Annotated in this window: 15 protein-coding genes; 6 read left to right on the plus strand and 9 right to left on the minus strand. The window is 48.2% G+C overall.

Annotated features, from left to right (window positions below):
- Positions 1–128 precede the first annotated feature (128 nt).
- Positions 129–1,448 (minus strand): ABC transporter substrate-binding protein, encoded by a 1,320-nt coding sequence (locus BLS15_RS10935; protein WP_028531319.1) that lies wholly within the window; start codon positions 1,446–1,448, stop codon positions 129–131.
- A 187-nt stretch (positions 1,449–1,635) separates the two neighbouring features.
- Here BLS15_RS10935 and BLS15_RS10940 point away from each other — a divergent pair, with 187 nt between their 5' ends.
- From BLS15_RS10940 to BLS15_RS10950, 3 genes are all read left to right on the plus strand, one after another.
- Positions 1,636–3,372, plus strand: a complete 1,737-nt coding sequence (locus BLS15_RS10940) for a cache domain-containing sensor histidine kinase (protein WP_021256880.1) — start codon at positions 1,636–1,638, stop codon at positions 3,370–3,372.
- Entirely contained in the window at positions 3,369–4,877 is a 1,509-nt protein-coding gene (locus BLS15_RS10945) for a response regulator (protein WP_028531321.1), read from the plus strand. Before BLS15_RS10940 ends, BLS15_RS10945 begins: the two co-directional genes overlap by 4 nt.
- Positions 4,878–5,028: 151 nt before the next feature.
- On the plus strand, positions 5,029–6,492 hold the full coding sequence (locus BLS15_RS10950) for a stalk domain-containing protein (RefSeq protein WP_090511413.1): 1,464 nt from the start codon (positions 5,029–5,031) through the stop codon (positions 6,490–6,492).
- A 152-nt stretch (positions 6,493–6,644) separates the two neighbouring features.
- Here BLS15_RS10950 and BLS15_RS10955 read toward each other — a convergent pair whose 3' ends face one another.
- Positions 6,645–7,700: an LLM class flavin-dependent oxidoreductase gene (locus BLS15_RS10955; RefSeq protein ID WP_021256883.1), complete on the minus strand. Its 1,056-nt coding sequence runs from the start codon at positions 7,698–7,700 to the stop codon at positions 6,645–6,647.
- Between the two features lie 361 nt (positions 7,701–8,061).
- On the opposite strand from BLS15_RS10955, the gene BLS15_RS10960 reads away from it, so the two are divergent.
- On the plus strand, positions 8,062–9,315 hold the full coding sequence (locus BLS15_RS10960) for a M48 family metallopeptidase (protein WP_028531323.1): 1,254 nt from the start codon (positions 8,062–8,064) through the stop codon (positions 9,313–9,315).
- Between the two features lie 112 nt (positions 9,316–9,427).
- Positions 9,428–10,255, plus strand: a complete 828-nt coding sequence (locus BLS15_RS10965) for a hypothetical protein (protein WP_028531324.1) — start codon at positions 9,428–9,430, stop codon at positions 10,253–10,255.
- A gap of 86 nt (positions 10,256–10,341) precedes the next feature.
- On the opposite strand, the gene BLS15_RS10970 is transcribed toward BLS15_RS10965, so the two are convergent.
- The 3 genes from BLS15_RS10970 to BLS15_RS10980 form a co-directional block, all read right to left on the minus strand.
- Positions 10,342–10,572 (minus strand): aspartyl-phosphate phosphatase Spo0E family protein, encoded by a 231-nt coding sequence (locus BLS15_RS10970; protein WP_021256886.1) that lies wholly within the window; start codon positions 10,570–10,572, stop codon positions 10,342–10,344.
- Positions 10,573–10,859: 287 nt separating this feature from the next.
- Positions 10,860–11,213, minus strand: coding sequence for a hypothetical protein (locus tag BLS15_RS10975; RefSeq protein WP_021256887.1), 354 nt, complete (start codon positions 11,211–11,213; stop codon positions 10,860–10,862).
- A gap of 161 nt (positions 11,214–11,374) precedes the next feature.
- A complete protein-coding gene (locus tag BLS15_RS10980) occupies positions 11,375–12,859 on the minus strand; it encodes a MocR-like pyridoxine biosynthesis transcription factor PdxR (protein WP_028531325.1) in 1,485 nt (494 codons plus the stop codon).
- Positions 12,860–12,990: 131 nt separating this feature from the next.
- Between BLS15_RS10980 and BLS15_RS10985 the strand changes: the two genes are divergently transcribed.
- Complete coding sequence (locus BLS15_RS10985) at positions 12,991–13,620, plus strand: pyridoxamine 5'-phosphate oxidase family protein (protein WP_028531326.1); 630 nt, start codon at positions 12,991–12,993, stop codon at positions 13,618–13,620.
- 221 nt (positions 13,621–13,841) lie between these two features.
- Here the strand turns inward: BLS15_RS10985 and BLS15_RS10990 are convergent, their stop codons facing one another.
- The 4 genes from BLS15_RS10990 to hisC form a co-directional block, all read right to left on the minus strand.
- Entirely contained in the window at positions 13,842–13,973 is a 132-nt protein-coding gene (locus BLS15_RS10990) for a TetR family transcriptional regulator (RefSeq protein ID WP_254777325.1), read from the minus strand.
- A 35-nt stretch (positions 13,974–14,008) separates the two neighbouring features.
- Positions 14,009–15,121 (minus strand): NADH:flavin oxidoreductase, encoded by a 1,113-nt coding sequence (locus BLS15_RS10995; RefSeq protein ID WP_090511419.1) that lies wholly within the window; start codon positions 15,119–15,121, stop codon positions 14,009–14,011.
- Positions 15,122–15,362: 241 nt separating this feature from the next.
- Positions 15,363–16,541 carry an acetyl-CoA C-acetyltransferase gene (locus BLS15_RS11000; RefSeq protein ID WP_028531328.1) on the minus strand — a complete coding sequence of 393 codons (1,179 nt, stop codon included), beginning with the start codon at positions 16,539–16,541 and terminating at the stop codon, positions 15,363–15,365.
- A gap of 213 nt (positions 16,542–16,754) precedes the next feature.
- Positions 16,755–17,873: a histidinol-phosphate transaminase gene (gene hisC, locus BLS15_RS11005; protein WP_021256893.1), complete on the minus strand. Its 1,119-nt coding sequence runs from the start codon at positions 17,871–17,873 to the stop codon at positions 16,755–16,757.
- Positions 17,874–17,883: the final 10 nt, after the last annotated feature.

Raw genomic sequence — 17,883 nt, forward strand, 5'->3', positions numbered from 1 at the left:
CAGCTGCACTCGTCCTTCATGCGTGGCTTCCATCTTCGACGGACTTCTAGCCATATGCATCCCCCTAGATGTGAAAATAGACCCGCAGCAAGACAGATGCAGCCGCGGGTCGATGAATTGCCTATCTGTTATTTAGCAGCACGTAATCTTTCATATTCCTTTTTCATATTTTCCGAGAATTCTCGAGGCGTAATGCCGCCAGCCAGCAGATCCTGGCCGTTCTTGCACATGACGTCCCACATCCCGTTCGGCAAATACACTCTGTCAAAGTACGGGAACACGCGCAAATCTTTGAACTTCTCAAAGTCAGCAGTCAAGCTGCCCGCGTTGGTGGCTACTCCATCAAGTCCAGGAGGGAGTACATTTGCAGCGGCGACCAAGGCTATATTCTCCGGCTTGGCGTAATAGGCCACGAATTTACGAGCCGCCTCGCTGTTCGGGGAATCCTTCCACACGCCCCATGTCGTCTTCTCTCCACCTACAAGCGTTGGCGCATCGCCAGCTGCTACCGAATGAATCGGCATCAAGCCTGCTTTCAGATCAGGATTCAACTTCTTTGCTTCTTCGATAAGGAACGGACCATATATCCCGAATGCAGCTTTTCCTTCTGCGAAGGCTTTAGCGGAATCGCTATATTTCGCAGTCAACACATCCTTGTTCAAATATCCTTTCTCTTGCAAGGATAGGAACATTTGCGGCAGTGCGTCGAATCGGTTCCAATCAAAGGTTCCGTCGAGCAGTTGTGCTCCATCATTCTTCTCAGGGCTTATAAAGACGGACGTCGCATAGAAATCGAAAAATTGTCCGATCGGCCATGAATCCGCGCCTCCGATATGAATTGGCACGACTTCTCCATTACTCTTCGTCTTGATTTCTTCCGCGGCCTTCATCAATTCATCCCATGTCATCGGAACCTGTATGCCATACTTCTCCAGCACTGATGAATTGTACACAGGCCCGCCTTTATCTTGATCCATAGGGAGCACGAACACTTTCCCCTGATCGTCGGTTACAGCAGGTTTGATGGAGGCGTTAAGCTTGCTTGCCCATTCTTCGTCCTTCAGGTCAGCTAAGTACGCTCCGTAACGTACCTTGGCCCATCCGTGAGTCGCGAATACATCTGGCAGTTCATTGGATGCCATTTTCATTTTCATAATGTTCTCATACTCCGCTCCTGGAGCACTGAAATCCACTTTAATGTCTGGATTGTCTTTCATAAATTGATTGGCGATCTCCTGGAGCACCTTCGCTGGCTCGCCAACCACGTTCGTCATAACCGTAAGATTGACCCCGGTTCCTCCCTTGCTTCCTGCACTCTGACCGGGGGCGCTGCTTGATGCCTTCCCTCCAGCTGCATCCCCGCCCGTACTTGCTGTTCCGCATGCCGCAAGCAGACATGCTGCGATAACAAGCAGTGTGAGCATCTTGAACCAATTGTCCCGTTTCATCTGTATCCCCCTTGCCGACGATATGGTCGTTGATTCCGTTTTCTGTATAGAAGATACCATTTATGATTGCGCTTTCATATGCTATAAACCTACAATTGCTCCGCTCATTTCTACACTGTCGATTTTCGTATTGACGAACCTGCAAGGAGTACCTATCCTTTAACTTAAGTGAAGGAGGCTGGCGATTATGGCTGCATTCAAGTCACTACGATCCAAGCTGACGCTCGTATATGGCCTGACCATTGTCACTCCATTTGTCATATTGGCATTTGTTCTTCCCATCTACGCCCAGCACGTGCTCATCAGAGAGACGGAGAAGCTGACGGCAGGAACTCTGCGCGCTATGGCCGGCAATATCGAGACCTATCTGGATGATTTGGAACGGCTGACGGCTTCCCCTTATCTGAATGACAATGTCATACAGGCGCTGAAAATTATTGCCGACAATGTATATGAACATGCAAGCGCATACACGAAGCTTCAGACGGATCGCGCCTTAACAGGCACATTGCCCAATTACTTAATCAATACCCGCAAAGATATTCTCAGCACGCTCATCATTACGATGAACGGGAAAGCCTACCTCACAACCAAGAACAGCAGCATTGACCTCGTTCCCGACTTTCCGTTCCAGTACGAATTATGGTATCAAAAAGCAGTGAAAAGAGATGGGAAAGCTGCATTCATCAGTTCTCATTCGCAGACCTACTTAACGAACCCGTCCAACATTCAGGTATTCTCCGTATCCCGATTAATTAAAAATCCAGAATCCGGCCAGCCGCTCGCGGTCATATCTGCCGATGCAGATACGAATGTACTCGATCAGATCACGAAGGACATTCCATTTAACGTTAGTTCTGTCGTCGCAATTACGGATGACATGGGAAATGTAATCTATTCAGGCAAGCCGCTGACCGAGGAAATGCTCAAACAACTTCAGACTCGAGGGAATGAAGACGTACGGAACACCGGATTCGTGACCGTAACCCAGACTATCAAGCCAGCAAATTGGGAAATCACCGTATTCTTATCCAATGACGAGCTTAAGCAGAAGGTGCATTGGATTTACATTACGGCAGCACTCATTTCGATTGGCGGCCTCATTGTCACTTTTTTCGTATTCCGCTACTCATCGCAATGGATCGTTAAACCGATCACGCAGATGAAAGAAGTGATGATAAAAGTGCGCAATGGAAATTTGCAGGCACGTTATGAAGGGGCAGGATCAGACGAGCTGTCTTACCTTGGGCATTCGTTAAATAAAATGGTCATCCAGCTCGATGAGCTCATTAATCGCGAGTATAAAGCGGTTCTGGCACAGCAGCATGCAGAATATCGAGCCTTGCAATCGCAAATTCAGCCCCATTTTCTATACAACGTGCTGTCTGGATTCATCGGGTTGAACCGCATCGGCGATACGAAGAGTCTGGAAACGGCCATTCTTTCACTGAGCGGCATGCTGCGCTACATTCTAGAGGATAATCAATGGACAACGGTCGAACACGAATTCAAGTTTCTAACCAAATATGCGCTGCTGCAGCAGCTTCGCTTCCAAGACAGGCTGACGATTCATATTCACTATGATGATGAAGCTGCTGAGTGCCGTATTCCAAAACTGCTCATCCAGCCTCTATTGGAGAACGCCGTCATCCATGGCATTGAACCCGATGATCAAGATCACACCATTCACGTGTCCGCTTCCATCAAGCAGCAAGACAACGACCCGCTTATCTGTATCGAAGTGCGTGACGACGGTGTTGGATTCGATGCGAAGGCGATGCAATCTCAAGCACATGTTGGTCTTGCCAATGTAAATTCGCGATTGAAGCTCGTCTACCCGAACGCACAACTGAGCATTGTAAGCGAGCCTCATATCGGTACTTGCGTAACGATTCAGATTTCGAAGGAGGACAGCTTATCATGAGGATTTTAGTGGCAGACGACGAGGCCTTGGTAAGAGCCAGTTTGCGAAGTATGCTGGCTGAATTGAACTTGCCTGTCCACGTCATCGGAGAAGCCCGTAACGGAGAAGAAGCCCTTCGGTATGTGGCAGAGCGGCAGCCAGACCTTGTGTTCGTCGATATTCGGATGCCGAAGTTGAATGGTCTGGAGGTCATCGCGCAGAGTCGGGATAACTCCCCTCATACGAAGTGGATTATTGTAAGCGGCCATTCGGAATTCCAATATGCGAAGGAAGCGCTGCGTCTTGGCGCATGCAATTATTTATTGAAGCCATTCAGTCTCGATGAGCTTCAGGATAGCCTAATCCGTGCGCAGGAAATCCATGATGCACATATCTTGGATCTCAATCGCCAGCTTGAACATGCCATTCTTTCTTGTATGCATGGCAGCAGCGGCAATCAAGCAAACCTATGTCAGCTTGGGGCACGGCGATACAAAGTCAACGTGTTCTATTTCGACGGCTGTCTCTCAGAGCAAGAGACGCTTTTGCGGCAGCAGCAGTTCCATGAGCAATTGCAATTGCTGATCCGTAATCAATCTCTAACCACCAGTCTCCATGCCGTCGCATTACCTTTCACTGACGGAAATCCTGCAATCGTATGGTCATGGCCAGTTGCACACCAGCAACATGCGGCGGAGTTTCAAAAGGAGATGGAGGATGCTATGCAGCAAATGTTACAACATGAGCCTACTTCCGATCCCACTCCTATCATTACTACCGTTCAGATCGAAGAATGCGTGAGCCTCCAAGAAGTAGCACAGAAGGTGGAAGAACTTCAGCGAATCGCTCCCCTTCGCATGCTGTTCCCGATGGAGCACACGTTGGCACTTCACGCCCTACTCGAATTGGATCAGCAGCATGAATGGCTCTCTATAAGTCATCTCGGGGAGAGGGTATGCCGATCATTCCGTCAGCAAGACTATCACGGTTATTCTAAAGCCATCGTGTGCATGGAAAAAGAACTTCGCAGATTGTGTGGAACACACTTGGCAGATCTAGCCCTTGTTCATCGGATTCAAGAATCCATATCCTATTCGATTGGAATATCGATAGACAAGATAGAAGATCAAGAATGCTGGTTTGTGCAATTGAAAAGTCTCGGGGATCAGATGATAATCCAGCCTCCACGTCATGAAAGCATGAACAAAGATATCGTGCAGCAAGTCGTTGCTTTTGTTGACGAGCACTATATGCATAACATTGGAATGAAGCAAATCGCGGATATGTTCCATGTGACGCCGAATTATTTAAGCAGCTTATTCCATAAGAAGCATGGCACACCATTTCTGAAATATGTAACGGAAACAAGAATGTTGAAAGCGAAGGATCTGCTGCTCAAGGAGCCTCATCTTAAAGTGCAGGAGGTTGCCGAAGCCGTCGGTTATTACAGTGCACGCCATTTTGCAAAGCTGTTCCGGGACTATTATGAGTGCTATCCATCAGAGCTTAAAGAACAGGGAAAATGAAGAAGAGACGAGTTAAGTTTATGAAAATAAAACTGACGGAGAAAAAATTCCATGTTAACAATAACAAATTGGCAACTTTATACGAATTTGGATCGTTAATATATTGATCTACTATATTACTAAATCCCTCTTACTAGGAAGGAGAAAACGTATGCAACCATCCATTACACGCGACTCTCTTACTCACACGACCTCATCACGACACATACATACCTTTCGATTGCTGTCTGTCGTTCTCACATTTATGATTCTCTTCACCGCATCGTTATCATCGACTGCTAGTGCTGCCTCAGCAGCCAATTCCACAAAAGAATCGCTGCCAAAATTCATACAAGTCGAGGGAGGATATTATTATTCCATCGCGCTGCGCAGTGACGGCTCTGTATGGGCTTGGGGACGCAATCTCAATGGGGAAATGGGCATCCAAGAAACAGTGACCATATACGACTCCTATCCGATTCGACTATTTGAACTGACAGACATCCGTCATATCTCAACAAGCGGAGAAGGTTATCACTTGGCCACAAAAGCCGATGGAACCGTATGGACATGGGGTGCCTCAGGAGACTCTAAAGACGGCCGCCAGCATTCCATTCTGCCACATCAGATTCAAGGAATAAAGCATGCCGTTTCCACAACCGCAACATCCAATAGGGGTGCAGCAGTTCTCAATGACGGGACGGTGTGGTACTGGCCGCGTGCAAAAGGAACAGAGACAGCTCCTGTGAAGCCCGTGCAAGTGAAAGGCCTATCCGAAGTCATCCAAATTGAATCCTCCACAAATAAAATGTATGCAGTAAAAAAAGATGGTACGGTGTGGAGTTGGTCAGATGCAGCAAAACCAACAAAAATCCAAGGACTTTCTGATATTCGCATGATCTCTTCCGGTCATTCCCTGCTTGCTCTCAACAAGAAGGGAAAGGTCTGGAGAGTGAAGGAACAAGGGAAGCCTGTCGCCGTTCAGCCCAAGCTGACAATAAAGTCCATTCGCGCTTATGACGATTACGAACTATTATTAACGACTTCCGGTGAAGTGTACAGCAATGGAGGACGAACACCGACTGGAAAGCAGGGAAAAGTAAACGGTTTGCCTAAAGTTACGGCGATAGCCGCAGGAGCATTCCACAGTCAAGCTATAGCGGAAGATGGGAACGTATGGGGCTGGGGTGGAAATATGTTTTCTTCGATCGGGACAACGAAGAACTTTAAAGACAATATGGTCTATAGCCCTGTTCCTGTAGAACGTACGGCAGACATTTACGTCAATGGCAAGCTCATCAACTCCAGGTATCCTTCTTTCATTCAAACCAATACCGTGCTTCTCCCCGCAGCGACAGTCGCGGCGGCACTCGGTACGAAGCTGCAGTTCAATGCGGAATACGGTGTTGCAATGCCTTACTCCATAACGTATAAGAGCCAAACGTTGTCCTTCGGATATGAACAAGATCGTATTGTTTATGACGGTGGGTTCATTGATCGTGAGAAACCGTTAGTTGGTGCAACTGGTACTACCTCCATACCTTATCAGTTGTTAGAAAAAGGACTTGGTCTTCACGTGACCTGGAATCCCAAACTGCAGCAAATTCATATCGACGATAAAGCATCGGACAAATGATTACCAAAACTGAGGATATCGATGGCTGATTCAAATGAACAAGCATGCATTTCCATAAACCTACATATGTATTGGCTGGGTTACGGGAAACTACGGTTAGAAACGATAAAAAAGACGCTGCCTCATTCAGGCAGCGTCTTTTCGCATCCAGCTCAACCTTGATTTTGTTCCCAGCGTGCTACTTCTTCTCTGACACGCGGCGCAACTTCCGTTCCGAACAGCCGTATCGCTTCCATAACCTCTTCGTGAGGCATAGTGCCATGCGGCATATGCAGCATGAATCGCGTAACCCCTACGTGCTTGCGGAGCTCGATAATTTTTTGGGCTACCGTCTCGGGATCGCCAACATAGAGAGCACCCTCAGGGCTGCAAGCCGCGTCGTAATTCGCTCTCGTATAAGGAGGCGCTCCTTTTTCCTTCGCTCTCACATTCGTTCTTGCAAATGTGGACGGGAAGAACGTCTCGATTGCTTGCTTCTGCTCCTTCGCGACAAATCCATGAGAATGCGATGCAATCGTTAGACGGCTTACATCGTGGCCTGCTTCCGCAGCAGCTTTCTTGTATAGTTCAGCCTGAGATGCATAATCAAGCGGCTTCACTGGTCCGATGATCGCCAAAACGAATGGAAGTCCCATCTTCCCTGCTCTGACCGCGGATTCCGGACTTCCGGCGCTTCCAATCCACACTGGCAATTGCTCCTGCACAGGACGCGGATAGATGCCTAGTTCATGAATCGCAGGGCGATGCTTCCCGCTCCAGTTCACCTTCTCCGACTTCTGAATCTGCAGCAGCAAATCCAGCTTCTCATCGAACAGCTCTTCATAATCGTTCAGATCACAACCGAACAAAGGGAATGATTCCAGAAACGAACCACGACCAACCATAATTTCTGCACGACCATTAGAGAGGCCATCCACAGTTGCAAAGTCTTGAAATACACGCACAGGATCGGTAGACGACAGGATCGTCACTGCGCTTGTCAGCCGAATTCTTGTCGTCTGAGTTGCTGCTGCAGCTAATACAACCGCAGGAGAGGATGCCGCAAAGTCCGGACGATGATGCTCCCCTATCCCATATACATCCAGCCCTACCCGATCTGCGAGGATCATCTCCTCGACCACTTGCCGCAGCCGCTCTGCGTGGCTAATCGTGATTCCGGTATTCACATCAGGCGTAGTCTCAACAAACGTGCTTATACCTAGTTCCACTATCCATTTCCTCTTTTCCATTGATGTTCATGTCGATGTTCATGTTCATATTTACGCACATAGTAGACGGTATATTAATTTATCACTTATTTTCATGATTTCATAGGTTGGAAATGGGATTTCCATTTATTCTCTGTATATAAAAAAGAAATCGAGTTCCATCGTACATGGAACCCCGAATGGCAGCGGCACTATATTCATGAAGAAACGCAGCATCGTTAATTTTTATTATGACAGAACTATAATGTTGATCAGACGTCAGATTGCCCCTCCCTAATTTCCCATGCGATTCACGTTTTGGTGTCATTTACCGATACATGATAAGGAAGCTTTTATGAATCCTTCATGTTGGAGTGAGAAAATGACCAATCAAACGACGGAATACTGCCCGGAATGCGGGCACAAAATGGAATCCGTGCCGGGGTATGTTACCTGGTGCGAGGAATGCAATTGGAACATCGATCCGGACTGGCGCCCCATCTCTTCACTAGGCCTTGTGGAACGGCTCAATTACCGCATGGGAGTCAAAAAATCACAGCTATTGCTTGAGGAGAATCTGCATACTGATCGGATTACGTATCCCTTAACCTGGCGTAAAGCGCTCGCTTATTTGTTAGCCGGAAGTATCCTTGCAGGTACCTTCAGTCTACCGATTATTGCGGTGTATTGGTTTTTTTATAGCAATTCGTTATTGCTTACTATGCTTGCCATTGTCCCGTTTCTACTATTCATCGGCTTAATGCTGCCCTCCAGGTGGAGACTGTCGGGCCAGCCTCTGCGGCGGGAGGAATATCCCGGATTGTATCGTCTCGCCGATGACATTGCCGCAGCCGTTCAAGCACCGCCGATCGACGAGATTCGGATGACGAATTCATACAATGCGTACTTTACCAAGTTCGGCCGGCGCCGAACCAAGATCATCGGGATTGGAGTACCTCTATTTTCGGCATTGAGTCTATCGGAGAAGATCGCAATCCTCGCCCACGAGACCGCGCATCATGCGCATAAGGATGTGACCCGTTCCTGGTTTATCGTGTCAGCGAGGCGAATTATGGCTTCGTGGTACGAGTTCGTATATCCATACTGCGAAGAAGGAGAAGTGCTCAGGCCTATCTCCACACCGATGCGATATGCCCAGTTGCAGCTGGCCAATCTGATTTTCATCCTGTATTACGGCCTTGGTATTACGGTCTGGGATGAGAGCCAGCGCGCCGAGTATTTGGCCGACCGAGTCGCGGGCGAGATTGCAGGAACAGATGCCGCATGCTCGGCCTTAAGCAAATCTCACTTCGCTCCCGTATTCTGGCTGACGGCTGAACAAATCGCACGCTACCGCTTTAATTCGGATTTGTTCGGGGAATTCCGCCAAAAGATGGAGCATGTCCCCACAAGCGAGCAGAAACGAATCCAACGGATTCGCGATTCCATCACTGTACAATTGGATTCCACTCATCCGCCGACACCGTACAGATTACAGAGTCTACAGCATCATCAAGTACTGACACCGCGATATGTGCCTGACAGCAACCTGAAAAATCAGCTGGAAGAAGAGTTCGCACGCCTGGAGGAAATAAGTCAGCGCTACTTGCTGAATGATATTCGGGCGGCGTTATGATGGAGCTCGCTATGCACCCGTTATCAACGTCCTTGCACTGATCTCTCCTTCGAACTACAATCGAAAGAGCATCCGTACTCTTTACACTACTAGATTGAGAGAAGGTCCATCTATGAATGACAAGAGCAAAGAGCTATTGCAGCAAGCCTATGTACATGCCAATGATCTATCCAGACACCCTGTCCTCTCTCACTACTGGGATCAATGTTCACTTGTCGTGAAGGGCAGTGTATCCCGCGGCAATTGCGATCAGTATTCGGATATTGATTTTGTGTTCTTCTGTGACGAAGATATTCGACAAGCGATTATCAGCGGATATCGGGAAGCAGGTTTAAGCACGACAAAAGATAACGCATTCCAACCGATTGGAGATTGGGAGGGCCATTATCACTTTGAGTCGTTCACTATGTTAGAAGGATATTACGGGGAAAATAACTATCCGCAGGTGTGGGAATTCCAGCAGGCGATCCCTATTCATGATCCTGAGTCACGATTCAAGCATACAATTGCGCAGCAATCTGCTCACTTCTTGTCCAATCCGATCAAGGTTATCAAGCCTCTATACCTCAGCTTGCAGTTTACGCTCGATTGGATGCGGCATCCGCTGAAGCGCGGCGATGCGATTTCCACTAGTCTGCACTGCTCCAAGATTGTAAGGGAGCTATGTCAGCTGTCCTATATTTTGGATGGAAAGAGCTATCCACATGACAAGTGGCTGTCTACTTTTTTATCTACTACCCGCTTCGGCAGCTTGCAGGAAGAACGGATTGTATCCTATTTAAGCGTGATACCAACTGGAGGGTCGATTACTCCTCATATGGAGCTGAATGAATATCCATGCTATCAGCGAGCATGGGAGATGATTGACTCCGTGATTCGTTTTATCCGCGAGCACTATGGGGATTATCCATGGATTGACGAATGGTACTTATATGGGTAGTTTGTACCTTACCAAGTGGTATACCCAGTTGTTGTATTGATGTCTACAGAGTCTAAAGAGTCGACAGCAGTTTGAGGATGTACGTACTACTCCGCCATCGACTCTTTCCTCTGCTTCTGAGTAGGTACTGTAGAGGTAGAAGCGAACAATCGTTTTTTTTGATAATCCAGCAAATACACATCTAATTCCTGACTAATCCTCACAACCTCATCATCTTTGAAATCGTTCTTTTCATTGACAATCGAAATAAGTTGCTTTTTAAGTCGTTCGATTTTCTCAAGCATTTGAAGATCATGGGGGCAGTGAAGATAACACATTATGAATCACCTCGCATAATCGGTGTGTAAATGAAGAACATCCCGAATGCTGATTGCAAATCTAGCAACCTACTAGCCTTCTCCATGTTGTCTACTCTATCGATGACGCTCATATATTTCGTTTCTTCTTATACGTTGAATATATGTAAAATGTTTCCTGAAAAATAAATGAATTTCGATTTTCAGATACATTCCCTCCATGAGCATCGTTTGCTCCATACAGCAAAAAGACATCGACAGTATCCTTGCATTGCCGATGCCCTCTACTTCGATTTTCCCGAAATCAATTACTTTTTATCCACATGAAGCAATACCTTCGGATGCACGCTGTACGTGTCTGAAATGCTCTCATCTGAAATGACACCTAGTTGTATCAAGCTCTTTATCTTCGCAGTATCCGGCTTGGACAGCAAGCGCCATACTTCCGGGTCAGGCAGAGCCGCATACAGCTTGGCATCATCATATTGTCTATACTGTTGCTGAACCAGCTTCACATGCAAATTGCCCACGTCTATCTCTGACTCTCCCTGCTCTTCACAGTATTGAATAATATCGTTTCGCAGCGCCGACAGCTCATCCTCAATTTCCTTTTGCTGCTGCTTCAGCTTATAATATCTCTTTATCTTCTCATTCTCGATCATTGGATCACGCTCCCTCCTTGCACTGTATGCAGGGTGAAGCCGATCTAAGACCGTGTAACCCGGAAAGCGTAAAATTCGATTCGCACACAAGGGAAGACAATCTGTTCGTTCTCCTCAACACTTCGCGCTATCTATTCTGTCTGCTAAACTGACACTTGCCTTCATCCTTCCACCACCAGACTCGCCCAAATCTCCTTCATCTTCATAACCCCATAAATCATGTCCTCTTCAGACATTCGAGGGAAATAAAAGTACGCACCATACTGATTCATACCTTCACCAGTTTCTTCCTGAATGCAGGTATCAGACCAGTAAATGCCTTCTTCCGAGCACTTTGTACGAAACGTGACATATTGCTCTATGCTGCCTCGCCACCATCCGAAAATGCTTAATCCGGCATCCGCTTCGATCCAATGGAACAAGTGCGATACATGTGCCGTCAACAGATCCTGCAGCAGCTTGAACTTCTTCCCATACACCCGCTTCATTCTTCGTAGATGCCGTTCATATTGGCCATTGTGCATCCAAGAAGCCAACGTGCGCTGCTCCAGCAAGTTGCTCGGATTCGGCTCGAATACCCCCTTCGCTTTAACGAACACGGCGACGAGCGATGTCGGCACAACCGCATAACCGATGCGTATATGTGGGAGCAGCGTGTTGCTGAAGCTTCCGATATAGATGACTCGACCCTCACTATCTAACACTTTCAACGGCTCCAGCGATTTGCCCCGATGACGGAACACGCTGTCATAATCGTCTTCCAAAATGAGCGCATTGTTCTCCGAAGCCCAAGCGAGCAGTTGCTGACGGCGCTCCATTGTCAACACAGCCCCTGTCGGAAACTGGCGGTTAGGCGTCACAAGAAGCAGCTTAGCCTGCCAATCATACGGTATTATCCCCTGTCCATCAATAGGTGCATGAACACAGCTCGCCCCTAGCGTCTGAAAGATATGTATGGCTCCCGTATATCCCGGATTCTCAACAACTACGCGATCCCCAGGACTAATGAACAACTGTGCCGTCAAAGCGAGTGCCTGCTTCGAACCATTGAACACAATCACCTGACTCGGATCAGCAGCTATGCCCCGTGCTCGTCTTATATATTGGGCAATACTGTCTCTAAGCCTATCATCGCCTAATGTGGACACCAATCGGTTCATTCGGTCACTGCTGTGCAGCAATCTGGCCTGCGCATACAAGCTGCGATTCCACTCTTTATCCGGAAACCATTGTGTACCAGGACCGAACTCTTTGAAATTCGCTACTCTCAAGCCGGCCTTGATGCGTATTCCGCTATTTTCATCCCGCCGTTCCTCGATCTCCTTCAGACGCATCCCCCAGTCGGACAATACGTTCAGCTCTTGACAGGGAGTATCAATTCCTCTCTTGGTTGAGGGCTGGAACGCAACAAAGGTTCCCTTTCCCACCCCGCTTGAAATATAACCTTCAGCAGACAACATATCGTACACCTCATTGACAGTTCCCCGAGATAGCCCGAACAGGGCAGCCATTTCCCGGCTCGATGGCAGTCTTGTATCCTTTACAAATACTTGTGCGGCAATGGAATCTCGGATGGCATGATACAGTGCGAGGCGTTTGGATGGATATTGATCCAGATAGGAATGGTAAGGAATGTGGAATTGCATAGACTTATCCTCCGTCACCAATGGTCTAGTAAAACTAATCTAAATTGGATCTTTTTCATTGTCAATTCGTGAGGTAAGCTAAATACTACACAAACAAGATCGAATGGAGTAATCGGAGGAGGTCTTTGTTAATGCGAAGAAAAGAATTCGAAGTCATGGACACAGTGGAAACCGAGCAATTTATGCAAGAAATGAGCTTTGGCATTCTCGGGACGATCAATGAGGATGGATGGCCAGAGCTTACCCCGCTTAATTTTGTATATCACAACGGCTTTATTTATTTTCACGGCAGCGTATCAGGACGCAAGATGAAGAACATCAAGGCAGATCAACGTGTTACATTCTCTGTGGCGAAGGAGTACGCAATCATTCCCTCCTATTTCACTGAAGCGAAGCTGGCCTGCCCTGCAACAGCCTTCTTCAAATCGGTTCTGATCAAAGGCCATGCGGAAAAGGTGTCGGATCTAACAGAGAAAGCGAAAGCATTGACCGCCTTTATGCAGAAGCTTCAGCCAGAGGGAGGCTATGCTCCGATTGATCCGGAGGATCCAGACTATACGGGTCAGATCAAAAGCACCTCCGTTGTCCGCATCAACGTGCATGAGTTATCAGCCAAGTATAAATTCGGACAAAATATGAAAGAAGAGAAATTTGAAATCGTGACGAATGGTCTGCTGGAACGAGATAAAGACTTAGACAAGGAAACCGTAGCCATGATGGAAGCACTCTGTCCGTATCATCGGATGAATGACGGCGATTAGAAATGACGAATTCTCAGATGAAATAAGACACTAGAAATAAAGCCCTGTTGGATTTTATGTAAAATGGAAATCTTCGCGACACCATTTGTACAGAATAAACCAACAGGGCTATTCACAATTTTTCATTATTAGAGTGCACAGCTTTAAGACGATTTATCAGGAGTGTATAGTGTCTTGCAAACAGCCAACGACTAGAAGAGATAGATATGTAGTAGTTTTGTCTATTGGGAACTCGATACGGTCGTATCTAGAAGTGGAAAATCAACATAATGGTACATCAAACCGCGCGCCAGTCCGGCCTTTGCAGCGATATCACCAACCTCGGCAGCTGAATATCCTTTATCTGCATACACAAGTATGGCTGCTCTAGACGTAGGAAACGAACATATTAGAATAATACCTTTGACGCTTCCTTGGTAAAAGGAAGCAGCTCATCCACACTTCCATCACGTATTTTTGCAGCCCATGCGGGATCGACGAGCAAAGCCCGGCCTATCGCTACCAAATCAAATTCATCTTGCTCAAGTCTCTCGATCAAGCCGTCAATGTTTACATTCTGAGCCCCTTTACCCTCCGCAAAGAAACTTAAAAATTCACTGTCTAATCCCACAGAGCCTACAGTTATTACAGGTTTTCCTGTAATCTTCTTCGTCCATCCAGCTAAATTAAGAGAAGAACCTTCGAATTCAGGTTCCCAAAAACGTCGAGTCGAGCAATGAAATACATCTACCCCTGCATCTACCAACGGAGATAAAAATTGAGCCAGCTCATCTGGTGTATAGGCCAATTTAGCCGTAAAGGGTCTTATTTTCCATTGAGAGAAACGGAAAATGATCGGGAAGTCTGGGCCAACAGCATCTCTGCAAGCTTTCACAATCTCAACTGCAAAACGCGTCCGTTCTACGATCCCGCCTCCATACTCGTCCTTTCGTTGATTCGTTTGTTCCCAGAAAAATTGGTCGATAAGATAGCCATGTGCCCCATGGAGCTCAATACCGTCAAAGCCAATTCTTTGCGCATCTGCTGCACCTTGAGCAAATGCATCCACTACCATGTCAATTTCGTTCTTCGTCATCGGTTCATTCACCTTCAAGCCATCAGCTGTTATACCCGATGGGCCAATAGGCAAAGCCTCTGGATTCGGCGCTTGCCCAACTGCGCGCTGGGTTCCGACATGCCATAGCTGTGGAATAATTCTTTCCCCCGCCTTATGTACCGACTGAACGATCCTAGACCAACCATCTAGGGCGTCTTCTCCATAAAATCTCGGAATATTCGGGTGTGACGCTGCTGCAGGATGATTAATGACTGTACCTTCCGTTATAATAAGCCCAACACCATTCTCTGCACGACGTCTATAGTACGCCTCCACATCCTCCCCTGGAATACCCTCTGGAGAGAACATGCGCGTCATAGGCGCCATGACAATGCGATTGCTCAGCGTTAGTGGGCCAATCGAGAAAGGTTTAAACAAAGCTTCAACTGATGGGGTTTGCTTCATGCTTTTCCTCCTTTTTTCTTTAAAATATACTGCTTGAGATATACTGCCTTTTATCATTATACAATATTTCACATTTAAACTTGACCACGATGGAGCCATTTTGTCCACATCATCGGATACAGAATAAAGCCATATCATCTTAGACCCTTCACGACTTCATTCATGTTTATTCTTCCTTAGCTCTATCAGACGACAACACCTCCGACTCAATGGGAATCGGAGGTGCTACGTAATGGAAAGGTTACACTTGCTCGACGATGACAGCGACGCCGTGGCCGCCGCCGACACACAAGGTGGCGAGCCCAGTGGCTGCTTGCCTGCGCTTCATGGCATGCAACAGCGTCACGAGGATACGCGCACCGCTGGCGCCAATCGGATGCCCGAGTGCAATGGCACCGCCGTTCACATTGACGATTGCTGGATCGATCCCAAGCTCATTGATGACGGCAATCGATTGGGCGGCGAAAGCTTCATTTATTTCCGCCAGGTCAATATCCGCCAGCGACATGCCCGCCTTCTTTACCGCCGCCTGCGCGGCTGATACAGGGCCCATGCCCATATAGGCTGGATCCACGCCGGTGCAGGCATAGCCGCGGACGCGCGCCAGCACGGACAGCCCAAGCTGCTTCGCCATACGCCCAGAGCAGACCACTAGCGCTGCCGCCCCATCGTTAATGCCGGAAGCATTTCCGGCTGTTACCGTGCCGTCTGGCTGGAATGCAGGCTTGAGTCGGGCCAGGGCAGCAGCCGTCACATCAGGACGGAAATGCTCATCGGCTTCAATCGTCGCCAGCCCCTTCTTGGTTCGAATCTCCACTGGCACGATTTCAGCGGAGAACTCACTGCGCTCCCATGCCTCGCGAGCCCGCTGTTGACTCGTCAGAGCGAAGGCATCTTGCTCTTCTCGCGCAATGCCATATTTCGCCGCAATATTTTCCGCAGTTTTGCCCATATGAATGTCACATATTGAGCAGGTAAGTCCGTCTTTGAGGATGCTGTCCTCAATTACCCCATTCCCAAGCCGGTATCCCGTTCTGCCTTGCGCCAATACATAGGGCGCAAGCGACATATTTTCCATGCCGCCCGCAACAATGAGATCTGCATCATCAGCCTTGATAGCCTGCGCAGCCATGATGACCGCCTTCAAACCTGAGCCGCATATTTTGTTAATCGTAACGGCCGGAACCTCGCAGGGAAGCCCTGCCTTCATTGCGGCCAGACGTGCTGGCCCTTGGCCGCTGCCCGCCTGCAGCACATTGCCCATGATCACTTCATGCACCGATCCCGGCTGCACCCCGGCTCGCACCAGTGCTTCTGTGATAACCCGCGCTCCCAGTTCAACAGCCGGTACTTCGCTCAATCCGCCCATGAACGCACCGATCGGCGTTCGTACAGCGCTTGCAATTACAACGTCAGACAGATCGCCACCCCCATCTGCAATGCATTATTTAGTCACTGATAGTGACTAATAGTCACCGATAGTAACTGATAGACATTGATATTTACTGATAACCATCGATAGTTACTAAGTGCAATAGATAATCATTCAAGTCATCGCTATGCAAACATAGCTCGTTATATCTCAATACAACTTTACGAACATAGGTCAGCAATAAAGAAGCGCCCGATTGGTTCAAACCGATTTGACGCAAGGACCGAGAATATGCCGCAGCGCCTCGATGAACACTTGATTTTCCTGCTCCGTTCCTATGGATACACGAATCGTATCCGGATAGCCAAGCAAACTGCCCGCGCGCACCACCACGCCCCGCTCCAGTAACGAGCGGAATACGTCGTCACCAGAACAATTCAGCTTCACCATCAGGAAGTTGGCGTGCGATGGGTAGCAGGACAGACCCAACTGCTTCAATTCCGCAACCAGCTTGGTTCTCTCCGCCTCATTCCGCCGGGCACAGTCTTCGGCGAACGTCGTATCGTCCAGTGAGGCAAGAGCCGCAGCTTGCGCCATTCGATTCGAATTGAACGGCTCCTTTACCTTGATCAGCTCCTGCACGATGCTCGGATGCATCATACCGTAGCCTGCTCGCAGCGCAGCCAAGCCATAAATCTTAGAGAACGTGCGCAAGATGACCAGATTGGGATAGCTGGCAAGCAGAGGTATGGTCTGTAAGTTGTCCGGGTCGGACACATACTCGTAATATGCCTCGTCGATGACCAGCAAAATATGTCGTGGTACCTGTTCGATGAATGCAAGCAGCTCGCTTCGCCTCACAATTGTCCCTGTTGGATTGTTCGGGTTGCATATGAAGATCATCTTCGTCCTTCTGCCGATCGCCTTCAACATGCCGTCCAGATCATGAACGCCCTCGATGAGCGGCACCGCAATGGGAATGCCGCCCTCAATACGAACGTTCGTATCGTAACGAGGGAATGTGACATCGGCCATTATCGCCTCGTCCCCGGCGGCGATATAGCTCCGCGTCAGTAAACGGATAATTTCGTCGGAACCATTGCCGACAATGAAATATTCAGGCTCCACGCCCAGATGAGCTGACAGCTTCTCCGCCAATTCGGGAGCGGTTCCTTCCGGATACAAGGCGCACTTCTCCATTTCGCGTACAATAGCCTGGGCGGCCAATTCCGAACAGCCGTATGGATTTTCATTAGATGCGAGCTTGATGATATCCGTAAGGCCGAACTCCCTTTTTACCTCTTCAATCGGTTTTCCCGGCACGTACACGCCGAGCGGCTCGATTTCTTTTCTTGTCGGGATCTTGACAGACACTTGCATACACGCTCCT

The organism is Paenibacillus sp. cl6col (assembly GCF_900102125.1).
Lineage (GTDB): Bacteria > Bacillota > Bacilli > Paenibacillales > Paenibacillaceae > Paenibacillus_B > Paenibacillus_B suaedae.

What these genes read in the sequence shown, in the direction of transcription:
- BLS15_RS10985 (WP_028531326.1), top strand. Translation starts at nt 12,991, where the DNA reads ATGCGAAGAAAAGAATTCGAAGTCATGGACACAGTGGAAACCGAGCAA.
- BLS15_RS10935 (WP_028531319.1), bottom strand. Translation starts at nt 1,448, where the DNA reads ATGAAACGGGACAATTGGTTCAAGATGCTCACACTGCTTGTTATCGCA.
- BLS15_RS10945 (WP_028531321.1), top strand. Translation starts at nt 3,369, where the DNA reads ATGAGGATTTTAGTGGCAGACGACGAGGCCTTGGTAAGAGCCAGTTTG.
- BLS15_RS10995 (WP_090511419.1), bottom strand. Translation starts at nt 15,121, where the DNA reads ATGAAGCAAACCCCATCAGTTGAAGCTTTGTTTAAACCTTTCTCGATT.
- BLS15_RS10975 (WP_021256887.1), bottom strand. Translation starts at nt 11,213, where the DNA reads ATGATCGAGAATGAGAAGATAAAGAGATATTATAAGCTGAAGCAGCAG.
- BLS15_RS10960 (WP_028531323.1), top strand. Translation starts at nt 8,062, where the DNA reads ATGACCAATCAAACGACGGAATACTGCCCGGAATGCGGGCACAAAATG.
- BLS15_RS10940 (WP_021256880.1), top strand. Translation starts at nt 1,636, where the DNA reads ATGGCTGCATTCAAGTCACTACGATCCAAGCTGACGCTCGTATATGGC.
- BLS15_RS10980 (WP_028531325.1), bottom strand. Translation starts at nt 12,859, where the DNA reads ATGCAATTCCACATTCCTTACCATTCCTATCTGGATCAATATCCATCC.
- BLS15_RS10950 (WP_090511413.1), top strand. Translation starts at nt 5,029, where the DNA reads ATGCAACCATCCATTACACGCGACTCTCTTACTCACACGACCTCATCA.
- hisC (WP_021256893.1), bottom strand. Translation starts at nt 17,873, where the DNA reads ATGCAAGTGTCTGTCAAGATCCCGACAAGAAAAGAAATCGAGCCGCTC.
- BLS15_RS10965 (WP_028531324.1), top strand. Translation starts at nt 9,428, where the DNA reads ATGAATGACAAGAGCAAAGAGCTATTGCAGCAAGCCTATGTACATGCC.
- BLS15_RS10970 (WP_021256886.1), bottom strand. Translation starts at nt 10,572, where the DNA reads ATGTGTTATCTTCACTGCCCCCATGATCTTCAAATGCTTGAGAAAATC.